Genomic DNA, 19982 nt, shown 5'->3' on the forward strand with positions numbered 1-19982 from the left:
CTCCTGAACGGTCTAAAGTTAAATTGTCAATCTTCAATTGTCAATCCTCAATTGACATTCGGCAGGTCTTCTGACTTTCCTCAGTCTGCCTTACCTTCCCGAGCCTGTGGCTCAGTGGCGTTATACAGGCAAACCCTTTTTGCGAGGATTACAGCTGCAGGTACAGTTACGGATTCTCACCGTATTCCCTTTTCATCGTAGTGGCATCGGCCACCAGATGACCTTATTTTGGGGACAAAGGTACAACTTTTTTCGGTTAACCACACATATTTAGCAGAAAATTTATATATTTGCACCCAAATCAACTTCAGAAGATGTCGAACAAGACAGCGTTTATGATAGCAGCACCCACCAGTGGCTCAGGCAAGACAACCATTGCCCGAGGCCTGATGCAGTGGTTCACTCAGAACGGTTACCGGGTGCAGCCCTTCAAGTGCGGGCCAGATTATATCGACACTAAGTTCCACACAGCTGTCTGTGGGCGCCCGTCGGTCAATCTCGATACCTTTATGACTACGCCCGCACACGTACGCGCGCTATTTGCGCACTACGGGACTGATGCTGACATCTGTATCGTCGAAGGTATGATGGGCCTTTATGATGGCTACGATCGCGAACTGGGTTCGTCGTACGACATCGCCCGCGTGCTTGATATTCCCGTGATTCTGGTGGTCGATGCCAAGTCGGCAGCCTACTCGATGGCAGCCCTCTTATCGGGCTTTATCCACTTCCGCGGCGACGTTCGTATCGCAGGTATAATATTTAACAAAGTTGGTTCGCAGCGCCACTTCAACATGCTGCGCGAAGTGTGCGATGAGCTCCATGTCAAGTGCATGGGCTACCTGCCTAAATCGCCCGACCTGGAACAAAATTCACGCTATCTGGGGCTCGATTTCTCACAACTACCCGAGTCAGACCAGCTGACTACCCTTTTAGAGGAGAATATCGACCTTCCATCTCTCAAAAGTCTCACTACAACGCTCCATGACGAGGTGGAGTCCCAAACAAGAAACTGCGAGTTCCAGCATCTGGAAACGAAAACGCTGGTAGCCAGGAATCATGAAAGTTTTTCGTTCATCTATCAGGAGACTTTAGACCAGTTTGGCGACGTCATTTTCTTCGATCCTGAGAAAGATGTGCCAACTTTTGATGGCATCGACCTGCTCTATCTCCCCGGCGGTTATCCTGAGAAGCACCTGGAGGCATTAGTGGCCAATCAGGCTTGTTTGCAGGCTATCAAAAAATTTGCGGAGGATGGCGGCAGGATTGTTGCCGAATGTGGCGGTATGATGTACCTCTGTCAAGCCATCATTACCGACGATGGCAGTTACCCCATGTGCGGTGTACTGCCCTACTCGATCACTGCCCGCAAAGCTGATCGCAAGCTGTCCTTAGGCTACCGCCAGTTCACCCTCGATGACAAGACCTATCGGGGCCACGAATTCCATTACACGCAATTCATCGGCGATACCCCTGAGAGTATCACCCAAGTCTATAACGCTAAAGGTGAGCCTGTGCCAACGCCAATTTTCAGATATCACAACGTACTGGCCAGCTACACGCACCTTTATCAAATACCCAGCATCCTATGAAATTCATCGTCATCGGTATCACAGACAACCCCAACCCCAATTTCCCCCCTGAGGTGATGGCCATCATACGCGATGGAAAGGTGTTTTCTGGCGGCAAGCGCCACCATGAGATTGTAGCCCCGCTGCTGCCTGTAGATGCCGAATGGATAGACATCACCGTACCGCTCGATGAGGTCTTTCTTCAGTTTAGAGTGTATAGTTCAGAGTGCATCGTTGTTTTTGCTTCTGGAGATCCGCTGTTCTTTGGGTTTGCGAATACGATTCGTAGGAAGATGCCAGATGCCGAAATCATCGTCTATCCTACCTTCAACTCGCTGCAGTTGCTGGCCCACCGATTGGTGATGCCCTATCACGACATGCGTATCGTGTCGCTCACAGGGCGCCCCTGGGCTGAATTCGACAGAGCACTCATCGAGCGCGCACCGAAGATAGGTATCCTAACCGACCGCGAACATACACCTGCCACGATAGCCCAGCGCATGACCGACTACGGATATACCGATTTCATCATGCACGTGGGCGAGAAATTAGGCAATCCATCGGAAGAGCACCTTTCTACGCTTTCGCCGAAAGAGGCAATCCATCGTGATTTTGCCATGCCTAATTGCATCATCCTGGAACACCGTGGCGCAGTGTCACCACGAACATTCGGCATTCCCGATGCTGCCTTCACGCTCCTCGACGGGCGCGAAAAGATGATCACCAAGATGCCCATCCGCTTGTTGACGCTGCAGGCCCTCCAGTTGACCGGTCGCCATGTGCTCTGGGATATCGGCTTCTGCACAGGTAGCGTCAGCATCGAGGCGCGCCTGCAGTTCCCACACCTGCAAATAGAGGCTTTCGAGATTCGTCCTGAGTGCGAATCCATCATCCAGGAGAACACCCGGAAGTTTGGCGCGCCAGGCATCCATATCCATATAGGCGACTTCCTTGAAACAGACTTGACCACCCTTCCAAAACCCGATGCCGTGTTCATTGGCGGGCATGGAGGAAAACTTAAAGAAATCATAGCTAAGTTGCTGACAGTCATATCAGATAACGGCATCATTGTATTCAATAGCGTCACCTCACCGAAGGTCACCACCGACAGTCATCAGCTCTGGGATGAAGCCTGTGCCGAACTCGGTTTGCAGCAATTCCCACCCCAACACATACAATTAAATGATTATAACCCCATAGAGATATTATCATGCAAAAAATAGCCATCATTCAGATTAGCGATGCTGGCAGCGAAATCGCCAGTCAGTTGCAGTGCGAACTCGGTGCCGAACTCATCCAACGAACCGATGTTGGTAACCAATGGGCAGCCTATGATGCCTTCGTTTTCATCGGTGCCATGGGCATCTGCGTGCGCACCATCGCCCCTTACATCGAAGACAAGCATACCGACCCAGCCGTGGTCTGCATCGACAGTTTCGGGCTCAACGCCATCTCCGTTCTCTCCGGCCATATCGGTGGCGCCAACGACCTGACACGCCGCATTGCCGCTCATCTTGGTGCGCGCGAAGTGATCACCACCCAGAGCGACAATGCCGGATTGTGGCCACTCGACACGCTGGCCAAGCAGTTCAACTGGGATATGGCAGGTCTTGACGATATCAATGCATGCATCAGCGCTTTCGTGAATCGCGAGCCCACTGCACTGCTCATGGATATCCGCGACGCAGGTACCGACTTCCTGGAGCGCACCCTGCCCGACCATGTCACCATCGTCAACAGCATAGATGAGGTTACCCCCCAAAGATTCAGACTGCTTATCCTGGTGACGCCCTTCATCATCGACACGCCTCCAGGCGTACTCGAGGTGTGCTATGTGCCAAAGGTAGGCGTACTGGGATTTGGTCTGGCCAGTCATCCAGCCAACTACGAGCATATCCTTGACGAGATCAACGAGGCCATCGCTGGCAACGATATCATGCCTTGCTACAAGCGCTTCTGCACCATCGACGTGAAGCGGGATGAGGAGTTCTGCGCCGAGCTCAGAAAAGAACCAAATAGCGAGGTGGTTTATTACACCGCCGAGGAGTTGGCCAAGGTAGAAGTACCCAATCCCAGCGAAACCGTAGAGAAACATGTGGGCACGCCCTCTGTCTGCGAGGCAGCGGCTATTCTCGGTTCCGACCACGGCAAACTGGTTGTTACGAAGATAAAAGGCAAGAACTGGACGGCGGCCTTGGCCATCGACCGCAAATACCTGCGCGAGCAGAAAGGACACATAGAGATTGTAGGCGCAGGCCCTGGCGATCCCGATTTGGTAAGTGTACGAGGACGCAAGATGCTCGAAAGGGCTGATTTGATACTCTATGCAGGCTCACTTGTTCCAAAGGCTTTGACGGAGTGCCACAAGCCAGGAGCAGTAGTTCGTTCTTCGGCCGATATGGCACTCGAAGAGCAATGCGCACTGATGAAGGAGCATTACGACAAAGGCCATTTCATCGTTCGTCTGCACACCGGCGATCCCTGTATCTTTGGTGCCATTCAGGAACAGATGGCCTTTTTTGATACCCACCAGATGGAGTATCATATCACCCCAGGCATCAGCTCGTTCCTCGCTGCCGCCGCCGAACTGCAGAGTCAGTTCACGATTCCAGAGCGCTGCCAGACGATTATCCTCACCCGCGGCGAAGGGCGCACGCCCATGCCCGAGAAAGAGCAGTTGCACCTGTTGGCCAAGAGTCAGAGCACGATGTGCATCTTCCTCTCAGCCAGTATCGTAGATGATGTGCAGCGCGAACTGCTGCAGGAATATCCTGCAGACACCCCCGTGGCAGCCTGCTATCACCTCACCTGGCCCGACCAGAAAATCTATCGCGGCAAACTTAAAGATTTAGCTGAAATAGTGCACCGTAACAACTTGACACTCACCACGATGCTCGTTGTTGGCGAGGCTATCGACAACCGTCAAGGGCTGTCGGAAGGTTGCTTGCAAGCTCGACGAAGTCAACTCTATTCAAAACACTTCACGCATCTATTCCGAAAAGGCGAAGCATGATACTGGTATTTGGCGGAACAACAGAGGGTCGCAAGGCTGTGGAAGTACTGGAAGAAGGAGGCTCGCCCTACTTCTACAGCACCAAGACCGGTGAACAGGACATCACGCTGCAGCATGGTGTGCGGATAGACGGTGCGCTCGATGAAGCGGCAATGACGCGCTTTTGCACGGAGCACGCCATCCGCATGATTGTGGATGCCGCCCATCCCTTTGCAGCCCTGTTGCATCGGACCATCGCCACGACTGCCAGCGCACTCTCGCTGCCCGTAGTGCGCTTCGAGCGCATCTACCCGCCACGCGACCCGGCCATCACCTGGATTGATGACTACACCCAGATACCACGCCATATCCATTCGCTGCTGGCCACCACCGGTGTACAGAGCATCAGTAAACTAAAACCGCTCGAGGCCGATGGAATCAGTATCTTTTATCGCATCCTCAACCGGCCGTCGTCGATCGCCTTAGCCCTGAAACAAGGTACCACCCAAGCGCAGCTATGCTATTACGACGACCCCAACGATATACCCGTTCGAGCAGACGCTATCTTATTGAAAGGAAGCGGTTTATCAGGCGGATTTACAGAAAAGGTAGAAGCAGCCAAAGCCTGCGGTATGGAGGTGATAGCCATCAAGCGACCAGCACTGCCCGAGTCATTCATCGTGGTTGACGGTCCCTACGGACTGCGGAGGGCGGTAGAGAAATGGCTCCCTGAATTCTATCCCCTGCACAGCGGACTCACCACGGGCACCTGTGCCACGGCAGCAGCAGTGGCAGCCTGCATTCGTCTTTCTACAGGTGAGACGCCCGCTCAGGTGCCTGTGATGCTGCCTAACGGCGAAACCATCCATGTAGCAGTGAGCTATGGCGACGACTATGCCGCCTGCATCAAAGAAGCTGGCGACGACCCGGATGTTACCAATGGCATCGAGGTCAGGGCCCAGGTCACCGAATCCGATCACTTTGAGATTCTTGGTGGCGAGGGTGTTGGCAGGTTTACGCTGCCTGGCTTCGATTATCCCCCAGGCGAGGCTGCCATCAACAAGGCACCACGGGAGATGATTCGCCAGAACTTAGGAAGATTGAAGATGGAAGATGGAAGATGGAAGATTGTGATTAGTGTGCCGCAGGGGGCTGAGATTGCGCGCAGGACTTTTAATCCGCGATTGGGGATTGAAGGGGGCATCTCCATCATTGGTGTTTCGGGCATCGTAAAGCCGTTTAGCGAGGAGGCGTTTGTGGATAGTATCCGTAAGTGTATGACGGTGGCTAAGGCGTCTCAATCGGCAAGAGTGGTGATCAATAGCGGCGGAAAGAGTGAGCGGTTTGTGAAGGCCCTCTACCCCGAACTGCCCCAACAGGCGTTTGTGGAGTATGGCAACTATATCGGTGAGACCCTCAAGATAGCCCATGAACTGGATATACGCAGCATCACCCTCGGCGTGATGATAGGCAAAGCCGTAAAACTGGCGGCTGGTCATCTCGACACGCATAGCAAACGCGCCACCATGGATAAGGCGTTTATCAGTGAGATGCTGCACGAGGCCCATTGCGATATCGACATCAGCGATATCACCTTGGCACGCGAGATATGGGAGAGACTCTCCCCAGAACAACAACAGGATTTTGCCGACGTCATCATCAGCCATTGCGCCGCTTACTGTCAACCGCTACTGCCCAATGGCGAGTTGACTATTCTTCTGATTGCCGACGACGGAACAATACTACCGCTATCACCGGCGCACCAACCAGTGCCGTCACGGAGTTAACGGGCAGTGCACCCTCGAAACCAGGCATACGGGCTATGAGATTGCATACCAGCGCCAAGGCCGCCCCACAAAACATCGTGGCAGGCATCAGCACGCGGTGATCGCTACTGCCAAACAAGGCGCGCGCCAGATGGGGCACCGCCAATCCGATAAACATGATAGGTCCGCAATAAGCTGTGACGATGGCCACCAGCACACCCGAGCTCAGAATCACCAGCAGTCGGGCACGCTTGATGTTCAGTCCCAGATTGGCAGCATATCTATCGCCCAGAAGCAGCAGATTCATCGGTTTCACCAGCAGGCAGGCCAGTGGCAGCAGCACACACATCAGAACCACAAACAGCACCATTTCATCGCCCGACACGCGCGAGAACGAGCCTAAGCCCCACACCACGAATGCCTTCACATCCTCTTCGGGCGAGAGAAACTTCAGTACACCGATGATGGCATTGGCCAGATAACCTATCATCACACCGATAATCAGCAGCGTCACGTTTCCCTTCACCTTCTGCGAGAGCCATACGATGAGCATCATCACCGCCAGGGCACCGATGATAGCCGCCACACTCATGGCAGCATCGCCCAGATAACCCAGTCGGCTCAGTGCCACGCCACCTATCCTACCCGACAGCAGCACCACAAAAGCCACACCAAGCGCCGAACCATTGGAGATACCCAATACCGAAGGTCCTGCCAACGGATTGCGGAACACCGTCTGCATCTGCAGTCCGCTCACCGCCAGTCCGGCACCAGCCACAACAGCCGTCATCACCTGTGGCAGTCGTGATTGCCAGATAATATTCGTCCATATCTCGTTGGAGGTATCACCAGCCAGAATGCGGCACACATCCCCCACCGGAATCTCTACCGACCCCAGCAGCAGGTTTACAATCGCCAGCACAGCGATACCCAGCAACAGTGCTATGAACTTCGGTGCTTTCATTTCAGCAAGCGATAGAATGTAGGTTTATAATCAGACTCCACCAGCTCTGGATGGAAGATAGCCACAAAATCCTTCAGCAGCACGTCGGGCTTCACGGGCGATATCTCGTAATAGGCCGTCTGCTTCATGTTGCAGTAGATCACCTTTTTCTCCTTATAAGCCTTGAAGAGCTCGTTGCGCGGTTCCGATGCCTTCAGCGCCTCGTACGAGAACTCACCGGGATAACTATTCAAGATGCGCCAGTAGTCGGCATTAGCCGCCATGGCGTACATCTTCTCAAACTCCAGGTCCTCGCCGCTGGTCTCGTCGTCATTGATCACATAGTCGGCACCAGCATCGCGGAATATCTGTGCCAGGTAGTTCTTGCCGCCCACCGCATGCCAGTTGCCGTAGTGCATCTCACCGCTCAGCACCGTGGGGCGTTTTGTCACGTTCTGTGTTTTCTCTTTCAGAGCGTTATAACGACTCTCGATACCGGCAAACACCTCGTTGGCCTCCTGCTCCTTACCTATCAGCATGCCCACAAACTTAATCCATTCGGCCTGTCCCAGTGGATCGAGCTCTTTATAGCCCAGATGGGGAACTAGTGTGATACCCGTCTCCTTGATGGCATCATAACCGCCACGTTTAGAGGGAGATATCAGGATTATCTGAGGATTTGCTGCAAGCACTATTTCGGTATCAAAATTGCCCTCCATACCTATCTTTACAATCTTGCCTTCCTTCACGCGCTGCAGGATATCCTGGTTATAGAGGTTCTTGGTGCCGGTGATACCCTTCACCACATCGTGGGCATCCAGGGCGGTGAAGTTCGAGAGTTGCAGTGCCGTCATACAGATGGTGCGCGTGACGGGCACCTGAATCCTGGTATAGCCCTCAGGCGCGTCGGCATCCGATTTCATCAGTGCAAAATGATACTTTTCACCGATATCCACCAGTCGCACGCCAGCCGAATCCTTCACGCTGAATCCCGTGGCATATTTCACTGTGATAGCAGCGGTAGAGTCGGCCTCACCATCGCCCTGCGCCTGTTGCGCACCCTTACCCTTGCACCCCACAAAGAGTGCTGCAGCCACTATCATCCATGCTATTTTCTTCATTTTTTATCATTTTATTGGTTTCGTGTGTGCAAAAGTACAAAAAGTTTTCATATCTTTGCCCTCAAAAACGAAAATTATGCAGATAAATATTGATCAGACACATTGGTACGACAGAATATGGGCGGCGCTGATATTTTTCACCCGACTACCTTTTTGGCGATTGCACCAGCCACCTAAGGCTTGTTATGCCACGGTGGTGGAACACTGGCCCCTGACGGGCTGGCTTACGGGTGGTGCCATGGCTGCCACACTCTATTTCGGCAGTTGGTATCTGCCCTACAGCATCGCCGTACTGCTGGCCATCGTGGTGCGACTGCTCATCACTGGCGCCCTGCACGAAGACGGACTGGCCGACTTCCTGGACGGATTTGGTGGCGGTGGCAGCGACCGCGGTCGCATCCTTAGCATCATGAAGGATTCGCATATCGGCACCTATGGCGTCATCGGTCTTATCCTGTATATGCTGCTACTGGCAGCGGCCCTCATCGCCATGCCGGTTGAGTTGGCCGCCCTCACCATCTTGGCAGCCGACCCATACTCGAAAATGGTCACCTCGCAACTCATCACCATGATGCCCTACGCCCGCAGCGAAGAGGAGGCGAAGAATAAGACCGTGTATCGCAAAATCAGTTGGCAGGCAGGCGTCGGCTTGGCTGTTCAGGGCCTGTTGCCCATGGCGGCCTATATCTGGTACACCGGCATGCCTTGGGATCTCATCATCTTCATCCCTGCCCTTGTGATGTATGGGCTCTACATGCTTATCTGGCGAAAGATTCATGGCTATACCGGCGACTGCTGCGGCGCCGTTTGCCTGTTGGTTGAATTGGCTGTTTATTTAGTTGTTTGCACACAATGAAGAAGATTATACTGATTACCGGCGGACAGCGCTCAGGCAAGAGCACTAAGGCCGAAGCACTGGCTTTAGAGCTGAGTGACAACCCCGTTTACCTGGCCACGGCTCACATCTGGGACGAGGAGTTTCGCGAGCGTGTGCGCAAGCATCAGGAGCGCCGCGGACGTGAGTGGACGAATATCGAGGAGGAGCTGTACCTGTCGAAACACGACCTGACGGGACGTGTGGTGGTGATAGACTGCGTGACGTTGTGGCTGACGAACTGGATTTCGACTGAAACCACCGACATCGACACAATCCTAACAGCAGCGAAACAAGAGTTCGACCAATTCACCGCTCCCGATGCCACCTACATCTTCGTAACCAATGAGATAGGACTGGGTGGCGTAAGCACCAACCAACTGCAGCGGCGCTTTACCGACCTGCAAGGTTGGATGAACCAATACATCGCCCAGAAGGCCGACGAAGTGATTCTCATGATTTCGGGAATCCCCGTAAAAATAAAATAAAAATGAAACAATTCGCAATACATCCCGTAGATAAAAGCCTGGCCCCACAGATTCTGGCAAAGATAGATAATCTGAACAAGCCCAAAGGTTCGTTGGGCCGATTGGAAGAGTTGGCCCTACAGATATGTTTGATTCAGCAGACGCTGGAACCGAGTCTCGCCCACCCCTGTCACCTGTTGCTGGGTGGCGATCATGGCATCGAGCGCGAAGGCGTGAGCGTGTCGCCACGCGAGGTCACCTGGCAGCAGATGATCAACTTCACCCATGGCGGTGGCGGTGTGAACATGTTCTGCAGGCAGCACGGGTTCAAACTCCGAATTGTGGATGTGGGCGTGGATTATGATTTATCGGGCATCGATGGCATCATCGATCGCAAGATAGCCCGCGGCACCAAGAACTTCCTCTATGAACCCGCGATGAGCGAGGCCGAGTTCGACCGCGCCATCCAGATAGGTAGCGACTTGGTTGACGACTGCGTGGCCGAAGGTTGCCGTGTGCTCAGTATCGGTGAGATGGGCATTGCCAACACCTCCCCCTCCAGCATCTGGATGCATCTCTTCACGGGCATTCCCTTAGCAGATTGCATCGGTGCCGGCGCCGGTCTCGACACCCCCGGCATCCGCCACAAATACGACATCCTCTCCCGAGCCATAAAAAGCTCTCAACTCCCCACTGTAAACTCTCCACTGTCAGCTCTCAGTTATTTTGGTGGTTTCGAAATGATTGCTGCTATCGGCGCCATGCTAAAAGCCGCCGAAAAGCATCTGGTGATACTCATCGACGGCTTCATAATGACAGCCTGTGCGCTGGCAGCTATTCAGCTCTATCCAGCAGCCAAGGACTATATGATCTTTACGCATTGTGGTGATGAGAGCGGGCACCAGCGCATGCTCCATGCCATGGGTGCCAACGCACTGCTCCATCTGGGTTTGCGCCTGGGCGAAGGAACCGGTGCACTCTGTGCTTTCCCGATAGTCGACTCCGCCGTGCGCATGATGAACGAGATGAACAATTTCGACAACGCCCGCATCACCAAGTATTTTTAGCGTAACATCTCCTGTACGGCACGCTCCAGCTGACGGTCGCGACCGTTGATGTAGTCTTCTGGCGTGTTATACACCTCTACATCAGGATAGAGAGTGGTGTTCTCGCCGAACACGCCACGCATGTCGCGACAGCCCACCTGAGGGATACCGAACACCATACCGTTCTGCAGGGTCTCCCACCAAACGGCAGTCATCGTACCGGCTACAGGTGTACCAATCAGCTTACCAATCTTCAGCTCCTTATATACCCATGGGAAACCATGACCGTTGCTATAGTCGTCCTCGCATACCAGCACGCATGAAGGCTTCAGCCACTTGTTGTAGGGATCAGAGCCCACATACTTACCATGAGGCACAAACTCCTGATATTTCTTACCGCTCAACAGGGTGCACAGGTCGTCGTGCAACCAGCCACCACCATTATGGCGCTCGTCCACTACGGCAGCCACACGGTTGCGGTTCTTATCGCTCAGCAGTTCGCGGTAAACGGTGCGATAGCTTGGGCTGTCCATTGCCTTCACATGTACGTAAGCCAACTTGCCGCCCGAGAGACTGTCGGTCATCTCGCGCTGGCGATCCACCCAACGCTTGTAGAGCAGCTCACGCAAGGTGCCGCGACCGATAGCCTTGATGGTCACGTCGTTACGCTTACCGTTTGAAGGATTGAATATGGTCAGGCGCACACGCTTGCCCGACTTGCCATCCAGCAGTGGGAAGTAGTCTTCGCCGGCCTTGATAGCCACGCCGTCGATAGCCTCAATCACGCAACCAGCCACCACGCCAGTCTTCTTCTGAGCCAGTGGCGAACGCTTCACGATCTCCTCGATACGCAGTCCGTCGCCCTCGTAGTTCTGGTCGATAAACACGCCCAGCGAGGCAGTGCTCAGTGTGGCACCGGCGGGATAATAGCGGGCACCTGTGTGCGAAGCATTCAGCTCGCCCAGCATCTCGCTCAGCATATCCTTGAAGTCGTACTCATTATTAATATATGGCAGGAATCGGCGATAGTTCTCGCGATAGCCCTCCCAGTCCACGTTGTGCAGATTCTCTACATAGAACTTATCCTTCACCTGGCGCCAGATGTGGTCGAACAGATAGGCACGCTCCTCGTAAGGACGATAGTTGAACACAGTCTCGAAATCGATATTCTTGGTAGATTTCTTGCCCAGCTCCAGTTTCTTGATACCACCGCGTGTGGCCAGGAACAGGTTGTCGAACTTCTTGTCGGCCTGCATACGTCCGCCACCAACGCCCTTCATCAGCAGTTCGGTCTTATCCTCGCGGATGTAGTGCACCCACAGATCGTAACCATCTTCGAACGAAGCCTGATAGTAGAGTGTGTCGCCCTTCAGGATGGCATCACCCATGTGAGCCGAGTTATCCGTCACGCGCACGATACGGTCGCGACAGTTGTCCAGGTCGAAGGCCAGCAACTTCTCAGCCTTGGGCTTCTCGGCTGTCTTCTTCTTGTTGTCCTTTTTCTTCTTGCTGTCCTTATCATCCTGCTTCTCGTCTTTCTTAGCCTCCTTCTCGGCCTCTTCGAGCTGCTCCTTGTCCTCCTTACTCATGGTAAAGCGGTCGTAGGCATCCACGTCGAAGAACATCACGTAGTAGTCGCTCTCGGCGCCCCAGCTACCATGACTGCGATAGCCGGCACGGTCGCTCTCGAAGAGCATGGCCTTGCCACCCAGCACCCAACGGGCAGCACCCTCGTTGTAACCACTCTCGGTCAGGTTGTGCACCTCGCCATTGCCACTGGCATTGATCAGGGCGATGTCGTTGCTGTTCCATCCGCCTGTGCCGATGTAGCTTGAAAGCAGCCACTTGCTGTCGGGACTCCACTCAAACCAGATGTCGCCATCGCTGTACGAGTAGTTGTACTTACCATCCAGCACGGTGCGCTCCTGCTTGGTCTTCAGATTAATCACGCACAGCTCACCACGGTTCTTGAAGTAAGCCACCTCCTTGCCGTCGGGACTGTACTGTGGCTGCAGCGAGGTCTCATTGCTCTGTGTCAGTCGCTCCTCTTCGATAGCGGTGGCATAGGTAAACAGTTTCTCGTTCTTATTCTTCAGTTTGGTCTGATAGATCTGCCATACGCCACCGCGCTCAGCACAATACACCAGACTGCGTCCGTCGGGACTGAAGTTCACGCTGCGCTCCTGCTGTGGGGTGTTGGTAATCTGCTTGGTGGTGCGATATTCTACCGATGTCACAAAGATGTCGCCACGCACGATGAAGGCCACCTCCTTGCCCTCGGGCGAGAGACTGATTTCGGTGACACCGCTCGAACGCAGCTGACGAATCAGGTCCTTGTCCTGACGGTCGCCGGTGATGGTCACCTGCACCTTCTGTGGCTCAGCGCCCTCGCGCAGGGTGTAGATCTCACCGTTCTGACTGTAGCAGAGGGTGCCCTCGTTGCTCACTGAGAGATAGCGCACGGGGTTCTGCTTGTGGTGCGACAGCTGCTTCTTACCCGAGCCGTCGATATTACGGCGATACACGTTGAAGGTACCGTCTTCCTCGCTGGTATAGTAATACGAGTTGGCGTCGGCCCAGCGTGGTGTGCGGTCCTCGCCCTTAAAGTCTGTCAGACGGGTATAGTGGCCGTCGTTCACCAACCAGATGTCGCGACAGATAGGACTCTGGTGATGCTTACGGAAGGGGTCCTCATAACCCTTGTAGTCGTGATACAGGTAGCGACCGTCCTTGGCAAAGCTGATATCCTCCATAGGCAGGGTTGAGAACATGCGGGGGCGTCCGCCCTTGATGCTCACTTCGTACACCTGGTCGTCGCCAGGAAAGAGAATCGACTGTGCCGATGGCATCCACGCAGCCGAAAACAGCACATGCTCATTGTCCTTCCACGCCATGGGCATCTCGTCGGTGCTGTTGGTGGTCAGGCGCACGGGCTCACTGCCCTGGGCATCCATCACATACACATCCATGCTACCCTCGCGACTTGATGCGAAGGCCAACTTGGTGCCGTCAGGACTCCACACGGGACAGGCATCATAAGCCGCATTAGTGGTCAGCTGTCTAGCCTGTCCACCCTTAGCAGCTACCGTATAGACATCACCTTTATACGAAAAGGCTATCGTTTTGCCATCAGGCGAGATGGCTGTGTACCGCATCCACAGCGGTCCTTCTTCGGCATGCACACTGAGCCCCGTCATCAGGAGACCTGCTGCCAAAATCAATTTGGTTGTTTTCATTACGTTATTTATAAAGTTTATCTCAAGTTGTTATCATCGCGAAAACAGCTGCAAAGATAAGGAATAATACGTAAAATGCAAAAAAATACGTAATATTTTCGCTCATTTCATTACTTTTTGTTACTTTTACAGCCAAAAACCATTCAATATGACATAAGTATCGATATAACAAACAATCAGCAGTGATATAAGGTATATATCACATATACCGATACCACCGCTGATTTCAACCAAAAATATAGTTATTATCATAACTAATTACTGCCCAGGCGCTCCTGTTCAGTTTTACCTGCTCCGGTACCCTTATACTTGCTCTTAGTAGCGTTGAAGGTGTAGCGGATAGAGATATCCAATCTATGACTACGCACTTGGGTCTTCTGTTCGACATAGAAGAACCCACAGTCCATAGCCACATTCTGTATGTCGCGCTGAAGCACATCATTTATGCTGGCTCTCAGGCAGAGAGCATCGTTTTTGAGCCAGCACTTCTGCACCACAAATCGAAGATAGAAAGATGGGGAGAGCGTACGGATGTTCTGCACGTCGCCCTTTGTCATGATGTTGGTATTGGCCTCCAACTGCCAACGATGTCTCAGGCGGAAGGTATTATTGAGGTTGAAGAAAAAGAAGGGCTTGTTGTAGGTCACATCTTTCTTGCCAGTGTCTGTGCGAGGGTCGTCGTAGGTTATCGTGTTCCAGAACTTCTGTCCACCGATGGTCCACGAAGGACTATAGATTCCCCATGTTTGGTTGGCTGAGAGAAAAATGCCGAGATTGCGTACGGGATCTTTCAGATTGGCCTGCTTCACCAGCATGACACCTTCATTATTATATGCCATAGGCATTTGGGTGATACTATTGTCGCGACGCTCGTAGTGCACAATGAGGCTCAGCCATTTATAGTGGGCATTGATGCTCATTTCCTGTCTGATGGAATTCTTCAGCTTCGAGTCGCCCTGCTGCAATGTTAAGGAATTAATATACATGATGTGGTCGCTGAGTAAGCTATAGTTGGGGCGCATGGTTCTCATGGCGTAAGACAGGGCCGTCTGGACAGGGCCGAACTGCTTTGCCCACGTTATGTTAGGGAAGAACTCGTCCTGATAGCGCGTCATACTGTTCTTGTCGTTAAGATGATCCGTATAGTCGAAGCCTACATGCTCGTAGCGCAGTCCTGCACTCAACATACCCCATTTTTGCAAGTTAGCATTATAGGCCACGAAGGCTGCCACATTGTTTTCCTTCACCTCAGAATCGTTCGAGGGAAGAGGATAGTTGGTGATGCTCGAACTGCTCTCGCGCTTGGCAAAGCTCATCTCTGTGCCAGCCTGCAGATTACCTTTCCACACGGGATAGCTAAACACCAATTTGGCAGCCCAGAGGCGTGACGAAGAATTACTTTTCTGCTCCATCTGTTGGGGGGCAGGCAGTAATACTTTGATAAGGTTATCGGAGTTTTCCTTCTCTGTCAGGAAATCCACATTCAAGTCGATGTTAAGTTTGCCCATCTGACCGTTATAGTAGGCGTTTCCCTGCCAATTATAAGGATAACGGTTATGACTCTCCTGACTCGAACGATCACGCCCCGTCAGATTGTTCTCTGTATCTTCCCACATGTTGTTATACGCTCTGAACTGGTTGTGGTTTTCCACCCTTGCACCCAGTGAGTGCCGGTCGTTGATCTGCCAGTTGAAGCCCAGATTGGATTTCACCCCCTTTCTGTGCCAATTGTCGCGGATATGGCTATCTTGAAGGATGTTCTTGATGCTGCCGTTGTCTGCGAGGAAGGTGGACTGCTTGATGCTCACATCGTTAGGATTATTCCACTCCCAGTAGTTCACCATTCCGAAGAAGTCGAGATTGTTGTGACGATAACGCAGGTTCAAGGTACTGCTGGGGTCGCTGTAGCCGAACACCAGATCTTGCTCGTTGGCTGCCATCAGGTCGAAGCCGAAGCCCTCACCCTCTCTTCTTACCGTCTTGATACGCACCACCGCCGAAACTGTCGCATCGTACTCTGCGCCTGGGTTAGTGATGACCTCTACACTCTTTATCTCTTCAGAGCGCAGGCGTTTCAATTCGTCATTATCCTGCATCTTGCGCCCATTAATATAATAGATAGGTGTACCCTTGCCCAGCACCTCCAGTTCATCACCCTTCTGCGTCATGCCAGGCACTTTTCCCAGCATCTCCTTTGCTGTGCCAGAGCTGCCAAGTACGGTGCCCTGTATGGTGGTGATCATCGAATTGCCCGTTAGTTTGGTCTTCGGCATCTGACCTTTAACGGTTATTTCTTTCAACATGTGCTGGTCTTGCTCCATACGGACGATACCCACTTCCGTGCCTTTCACATCGACATATTTAGTGCGATAGCCGATATAGGATAATCTTAAGATGCAGCATGCATCTGTTGTCTGAATCAGGAAATACCCGTTCTCATCGCTTGTTGCACCTTGTATATAGGTTGAGTCGGCCGTGAGCAATGCCACACTTACGAATGGCATGGGCTCACCCTGCGCATCGACTACTCGTCCACCAACATCTTCGGTCTTTGCCTGTGCTGTCACTGTCATCATTATTGCAGCCATCCAGACCACCATTTTCAAAACAAACTTTTTCATATCCCCCTTATATCCATGTCATTTTTCTCCAAATACCCTCTAATGGCCCGCGAGAGTGATTAGCGAACCAATAACGTGCAAAAAGATACTGACAGACAATTATCCCACATCCAATCATGACGGCATAGGTAGTACCTAAATAGTTGTAACACCCCAGTCCATAGCCGCAAAAGATAAAGCTACCAATGATAGACTGGAGCAGATAGTTGGTGAGACTCATCCGCCCCATCACACAGAAACAATGGAGCACACGCCTGAAACCCTTAAAAATGTACCATGCAAAAACGATTAACGATACCATCATCATCATCATTGAGAAATTGTAAATGGAGGTAAACCATAATTCCAGTTTGCTCAGATCAACAAGATTGTATGATAAAACCAAATATGTCGACATACAAGCAATGATACACCAAGCCCACAGGTGATCTCTCTCATTATAGAATAGTCGCTGGCGCCCAAGCTGCATGCCGAGGATGAAGAAGCAGAGCAACTGCGTCAGTCGGCCGCTCACAATATTGAAGCGTAGGTTCATTTCAAATCCATATAGTAGGTTGGTGAGTATATTGCCACAAAACGAAGCATGCTCATGAGCCTCATTGGCGATACCAAACAACATGTAAAACCTGCTATTATCAATGCTATAGCCAGTAAGGAGGCAAAAAAGTTCCACTGGTTGGATGGCTAAAACGGCGATTATGCACCACACCCATTTAGATGGCAGATAGCTGATGGGGATAAGCAGTAAGCCATAGCATGCATAGAGCATCAGGATGTCACCATCGTAGAAGGCCATATTAATGATGCCAAAAAGGAATAGCAAGCACATCCGCCAGGCAAAACGCCCAGAAAAACTTTTGCCCTTCTGCTGCTGATTGTCATTCATGATGAAGAAGCTCAAGCCGAATAGCATGGCAAAAATGCCATACATCTTACCTGATAACAGCCATGTCAAGACATCGGCCACCAACTGGTCGTAGGCTAACGTATGCGCTATCTGATCCTGCGTAAAAATATTAAAATGTTCAACAGAATGAAATAAAATGATGCCGGCCACAGCGATACCTCTCAGTGCATCTGCCACCTGTATCCGGTCGTTAGGAAGATTTCGAGTTCTATACATTTTCTTTATGAGACGATTGTAATTTACATTCGATTGATTGCATCCTGCCCAGCATTACTACCACGATATTTGCTGCGTGATGCGTTGAAACGGTAATGAATGTCGAGCGTGATATTGCTTTTATGCTGATTGAATTCTTTACGAACAGAGCAGTTGCCATAATCGGCTACGGCATCGTAAACGATACGGTCGAGCAGATTATTACCAGACAATCGGAATGTGAGATTGCCATTCATATATGTTCGTTGAAGAGCCACATTCAAAATCCATTTAGGTTGCTGGAGTAACGAGTTCTTATAGCTCATCTTACTTTGGTACTGAAGATTGATTTCCAGTTGGCATGGGATATTATCCCGATTATCTATCTTAAAGGTATTGTTAGCCATCACAACGAACATCGGATGAGAAAAAGAGGCCGTCCGAACACCTAAAGGCTCGGAAACATCTTTTAAGTCAAGCGTCAGGAACTGTTTCGAAAAGCCTATGGTATAATTGGGCATCCAGCATCCTAATCTTGGTTGTGCCACGATATAGGTGGTGATACATTTTACTGGCTCAGGAAGATTCTTTGGTCTCAACAAGATAGGACCGTAATCGTAATAAGAATTAGCCCAGTCCATGATGGCACGCTTGGCATTAAGATAATCGAAAGCAAACACCAACCACTTATAATTGGCCGAGAGCGACAACGTTTGATCGATGGTATTATCAAGTTGCGGATTACCATTCTCATAGATAAACTTACTATGATATCTCAGCGCGTCGATCAACTGCCAGTATTGTGGGCGGACCGTTCGCACGGTATAGTTGAGGGAGAGGTTCAACGGTCCGAAGCCTTTGCTCCATGAGAAGAAAGGAAACAGTTCGTCCTGCCTTGTCTTGTTATTGTTGGCAGATTCATGAATGTCCTCATAATCACGGACAACATGCTCGTATCTTAATCCTGCCATCCACTGACCGATAGGCGACATGAGCGAATATTCAGCAAACAAGGATGCCGTTTTTTCGTGTGTATTTGATGCTGATACCATAGAGAGCGATTGTGCTTCATAAGCATTGTCATTGTTGACGCTCACATATTCACCGCCGAGTTTGAAGCTGCTCTTCTTGTAAGGATAGGATAACACTAGTTTAGTAGCCCACAGGTTATTTCTTGTATAGGTGCTGGTAGGAAACTGGCGCGGCTCTATCGTGCCCTTTTCCTTGATGTCATTATTCTGGCATGCCTTATGGTGATACCTGTCGAAATTCCAATCGATAGATATGTTTCCAATTTTCCCGTTATAATAGGCATTGAACAGATACCCTCTATTGGGACGAATACGCCAATTGTCGAGCGTCGTCAGGCGGTCTCTCAGCTCACCATTAAACCATACTGTTTCTGATACAGTCTTATCGGATTTATCACTCCAGCAACCATCAAACCGCACTATAGCGCCAACCGAATTGCTGTCATTCAGCTGCCAGGCACTCCCCAAATTAAACTGGTAGCCAGCCGAGCGTTCATGGATGCTGTAATCTCCAATCTGCTCACTGCTGACATTTGTGGATTTGGTTGTAGCAGCCATTTCTCCTCCTTCATTATAGTGACCTATCCAGTTATTGGCACCACCAAAGATATCTATATTCTTATGACGATAATTCAGTGCCAGATTAAGTCCAGGAGAGGTTTGCTCACGATAGAGCGACTGCTCCAGCCTCATTTTGGCATCCAGTCCCAAGCCTTCGCCCTGAATACGTCGGGTTTTGATTTTCACTACAGCCGAGACCGTAGCATCATAATCGGCACCAGGATTATTAATCACTTCAACAGCACGTATCTGCTCAGAATTGATCTGCTTCAATTCTCCCAGATCGTAGATGCGCCGACCGTTTATATAATATATAGGTGCGCCACGCCCTATTACTTCCAGGGTTTCGCCATTCTTCATCATGCCTGGCACTCTTGTGAGCACATCCTCGGCACTGCCCACATGCTCCAGATCGGAGCCCACGATGCGGGTTTCTATAGAATTGGCCTTCACCTTACTTCTGACTGGTGCTGATACCACCACCTCTTTCAGCTGCTGCACTTCATCCAGACGACTGTGAGCAGCCGAATCCTTCACTTCGCCTTGCGCTGACAAATCAGCAGGAACACTTGCCATTAACATCATTAAGACAATGAATACATGGCATTTAACAATACTTTTCTGTTTCATTTATATTTCATTTCAAAAAGA

Annotated in this window: 13 protein-coding genes and 1 riboswitch; of the genes, 7 read left to right on the forward strand and 6 right to left on the reverse strand. The window is 51.4% G+C overall.

Annotated features, from left to right (window positions below):
• Positions 1-42: 42 nt before the first annotated feature.
• Positions 43-233: riboswitch (cobalamin riboswitch) on the reverse strand.
• Between the two features lie 81 nt (positions 234-314).
• From T360_RS0113155 to cbiD, 4 genes are read left to right on the forward strand one after another with little or no spacing between them, the layout of a single operon-like run.
• Positions 315-1592 (forward strand): cobyrinate a,c-diamide synthase, encoded by a 1278-nt coding sequence (locus T360_RS0113155; RefSeq protein ID WP_028913190.1) that lies wholly within the window; start codon positions 315-317, stop codon positions 1590-1592.
• Positions 1589-2794 (forward strand): bifunctional cobalt-precorrin-7 (C(5))-methyltransferase/cobalt-precorrin-6B (C(15))-methyltransferase, encoded by a 1206-nt coding sequence (locus tag T360_RS0113160; RefSeq protein ID WP_028913191.1) that lies wholly within the window; start codon positions 1589-1591, stop codon positions 2792-2794. Before T360_RS0113155 ends, T360_RS0113160 begins: the two co-directional genes overlap by 4 nt.
• On the forward strand, positions 2782-4584 hold the full coding sequence (cobM, locus tag T360_RS0113165; protein ID WP_028913192.1) for a precorrin-4 C(11)-methyltransferase: 1803 nt from the start codon (positions 2782-2784) through the stop codon (positions 4582-4584). The genes T360_RS0113160 and cobM overlap by 13 nt, the downstream gene beginning before the upstream one ends.
• On the forward strand, positions 4581-6350 hold the full coding sequence (gene cbiD, locus T360_RS15465; RefSeq protein ID WP_036929577.1) for a cobalt-precorrin-5B (C(1))-methyltransferase CbiD: 1770 nt from the start codon (positions 4581-4583) through the stop codon (positions 6348-6350). The genes cobM and cbiD overlap by 4 nt, the downstream gene beginning before the upstream one ends.
• Here the strand turns inward: cbiD and T360_RS0113175 are convergent.
• The gene (locus T360_RS0113175) at positions 6274-7293 is read right to left on the reverse strand and encodes an iron ABC transporter permease (protein WP_013064059.1); all 1020 of its coding nucleotides are present in this window, start codon (positions 7291-7293) and stop codon (positions 6274-6276) included. The genes cbiD and T360_RS0113175 overlap by 77 nt on opposite strands.
• Complete coding sequence (locus tag T360_RS0113180) at positions 7290-8393, reverse strand: ABC transporter substrate-binding protein (RefSeq protein ID WP_028913193.1); 1104 nt, start codon at positions 8391-8393, stop codon at positions 7290-7292. Before T360_RS0113180 ends, T360_RS0113175 begins: the two co-directional genes overlap by 4 nt.
• A gap of 76 nt (positions 8394-8469) precedes the next feature.
• On the opposite strand from T360_RS0113180, the gene T360_RS0113185 reads away from it, so the two are divergent.
• The 3 genes from T360_RS0113185 to cobT are packed head-to-tail and all read left to right on the forward strand — an operon-like array spanning position 8470 to position 10801.
• Positions 8470-9249 (forward strand): adenosylcobinamide-GDP ribazoletransferase, encoded by a 780-nt coding sequence (locus tag T360_RS0113185; protein ID WP_028913194.1) that lies wholly within the window; start codon positions 8470-8472, stop codon positions 9247-9249.
• Complete coding sequence (gene cobU, locus T360_RS0113190) at positions 9246-9755, forward strand: bifunctional adenosylcobinamide kinase/adenosylcobinamide-phosphate guanylyltransferase (protein ID WP_028913195.1); 510 nt, start codon at positions 9246-9248, stop codon at positions 9753-9755. The genes T360_RS0113185 and cobU overlap by 4 nt, the downstream gene beginning before the upstream one ends.
• Positions 9756-9757: 2 nt before the next feature.
• On the forward strand, positions 9758-10801 hold the full coding sequence (gene cobT / locus T360_RS0113195) for a nicotinate-nucleotide--dimethylbenzimidazole phosphoribosyltransferase (protein WP_028913196.1): 1044 nt from the start codon (positions 9758-9760) through the stop codon (positions 10799-10801).
• On the opposite strand, the gene T360_RS0113200 is transcribed toward cobT, so the two are convergent.
• The 4 genes from T360_RS0113200 to T360_RS0113215 all read right to left on the reverse strand — a co-directional run bounded on the left by T360_RS0113200 (position 10798) and on the right by T360_RS0113215 (position 19961).
• Positions 10798-14016, reverse strand: a complete 3219-nt coding sequence (locus T360_RS0113200) for a S41 family peptidase (RefSeq protein WP_028913197.1) — start codon at positions 14014-14016, stop codon at positions 10798-10800. The genes cobT and T360_RS0113200 overlap by 4 nt on opposite strands.
• A gap of 254 nt (positions 14017-14270) precedes the next feature.
• On the reverse strand, positions 14271-16637 hold the full coding sequence (locus T360_RS0113205; RefSeq protein WP_081772809.1) for a TonB-dependent receptor domain-containing protein: 2367 nt from the start codon (positions 16635-16637) through the stop codon (positions 14271-14273).
• Between the two features lie 7 nt (positions 16638-16644).
• Positions 16645-17760, reverse strand: coding sequence for a DUF418 domain-containing protein (locus T360_RS0113210; protein WP_028913199.1), 1116 nt, complete (start codon positions 17758-17760; stop codon positions 16645-16647).
• A gap of 23 nt (positions 17761-17783) precedes the next feature.
• Entirely contained in the window at positions 17784-19961 is a 2178-nt protein-coding gene (locus T360_RS0113215) for an outer membrane beta-barrel protein (protein WP_081772810.1), read from the reverse strand.
• Between the last annotated feature and the right edge of the window lie 21 nt (positions 19962-19982).

Origin of the sequence: Prevotella sp. MA2016 (assembly GCF_000619825.1) — a bacterium.
In the GTDB taxonomy this organism is placed as follows: Bacteria; Bacteroidota; Bacteroidia; order Bacteroidales; family Bacteroidaceae; genus Prevotella.

What these genes read in the sequence shown, in the direction of transcription:
- cbiD (WP_036929577.1), top strand. Translation starts at nt 4,581, where the DNA reads ATGATACTGGTATTTGGCGGAACAACAGAGGGTCGCAAGGCTGTGGAA.
- T360_RS0113200 (WP_028913197.1), bottom strand. Translation starts at nt 14,016, where the DNA reads ATGAAAACAACCAAATTGATTTTGGCAGCAGGTCTCCTGATGACGGGG.
- T360_RS0113210 (WP_028913199.1), bottom strand. Translation starts at nt 17,760, where the DNA reads ATGTATAGAACTCGAAATCTTCCTAACGACCGGATACAGGTGGCAGAT.
- T360_RS0113180 (WP_028913193.1), bottom strand. Translation starts at nt 8,393, where the DNA reads ATGAAGAAAATAGCATGGATGATAGTGGCTGCAGCACTCTTTGTGGGG.
- cobM (WP_028913192.1), top strand. Translation starts at nt 2,782, where the DNA reads ATGCAAAAAATAGCCATCATTCAGATTAGCGATGCTGGCAGCGAAATC.
- cobT (WP_028913196.1), top strand. Translation starts at nt 9,758, where the DNA reads ATGAAACAATTCGCAATACATCCCGTAGATAAAAGCCTGGCCCCACAG.
- T360_RS0113155 (WP_028913190.1), top strand. Translation starts at nt 315, where the DNA reads ATGTCGAACAAGACAGCGTTTATGATAGCAGCACCCACCAGTGGCTCA.
- T360_RS0113185 (WP_028913194.1), top strand. Translation starts at nt 8,470, where the DNA reads ATGCAGATAAATATTGATCAGACACATTGGTACGACAGAATATGGGCG.
- T360_RS0113175 (WP_013064059.1), bottom strand. Translation starts at nt 7,293, where the DNA reads ATGAAAGCACCGAAGTTCATAGCACTGTTGCTGGGTATCGCTGTGCTG.
- T360_RS0113215 (WP_081772810.1), bottom strand. Translation starts at nt 19,961, where the DNA reads ATGAAACAGAAAAGTATTGTTAAATGCCATGTATTCATTGTCTTAATG.
- T360_RS0113205 (WP_081772809.1), bottom strand. Translation starts at nt 16,637, where the DNA reads ATGAAAAAGTTTGTTTTGAAAATGGTGGTCTGGATGGCTGCAATAATG.
- T360_RS0113160 (WP_028913191.1), top strand. Translation starts at nt 1,589, where the DNA reads ATGAAATTCATCGTCATCGGTATCACAGACAACCCCAACCCCAATTTC.
- cobU (WP_028913195.1), top strand. Translation starts at nt 9,246, where the DNA reads ATGAAGAAGATTATACTGATTACCGGCGGACAGCGCTCAGGCAAGAGC.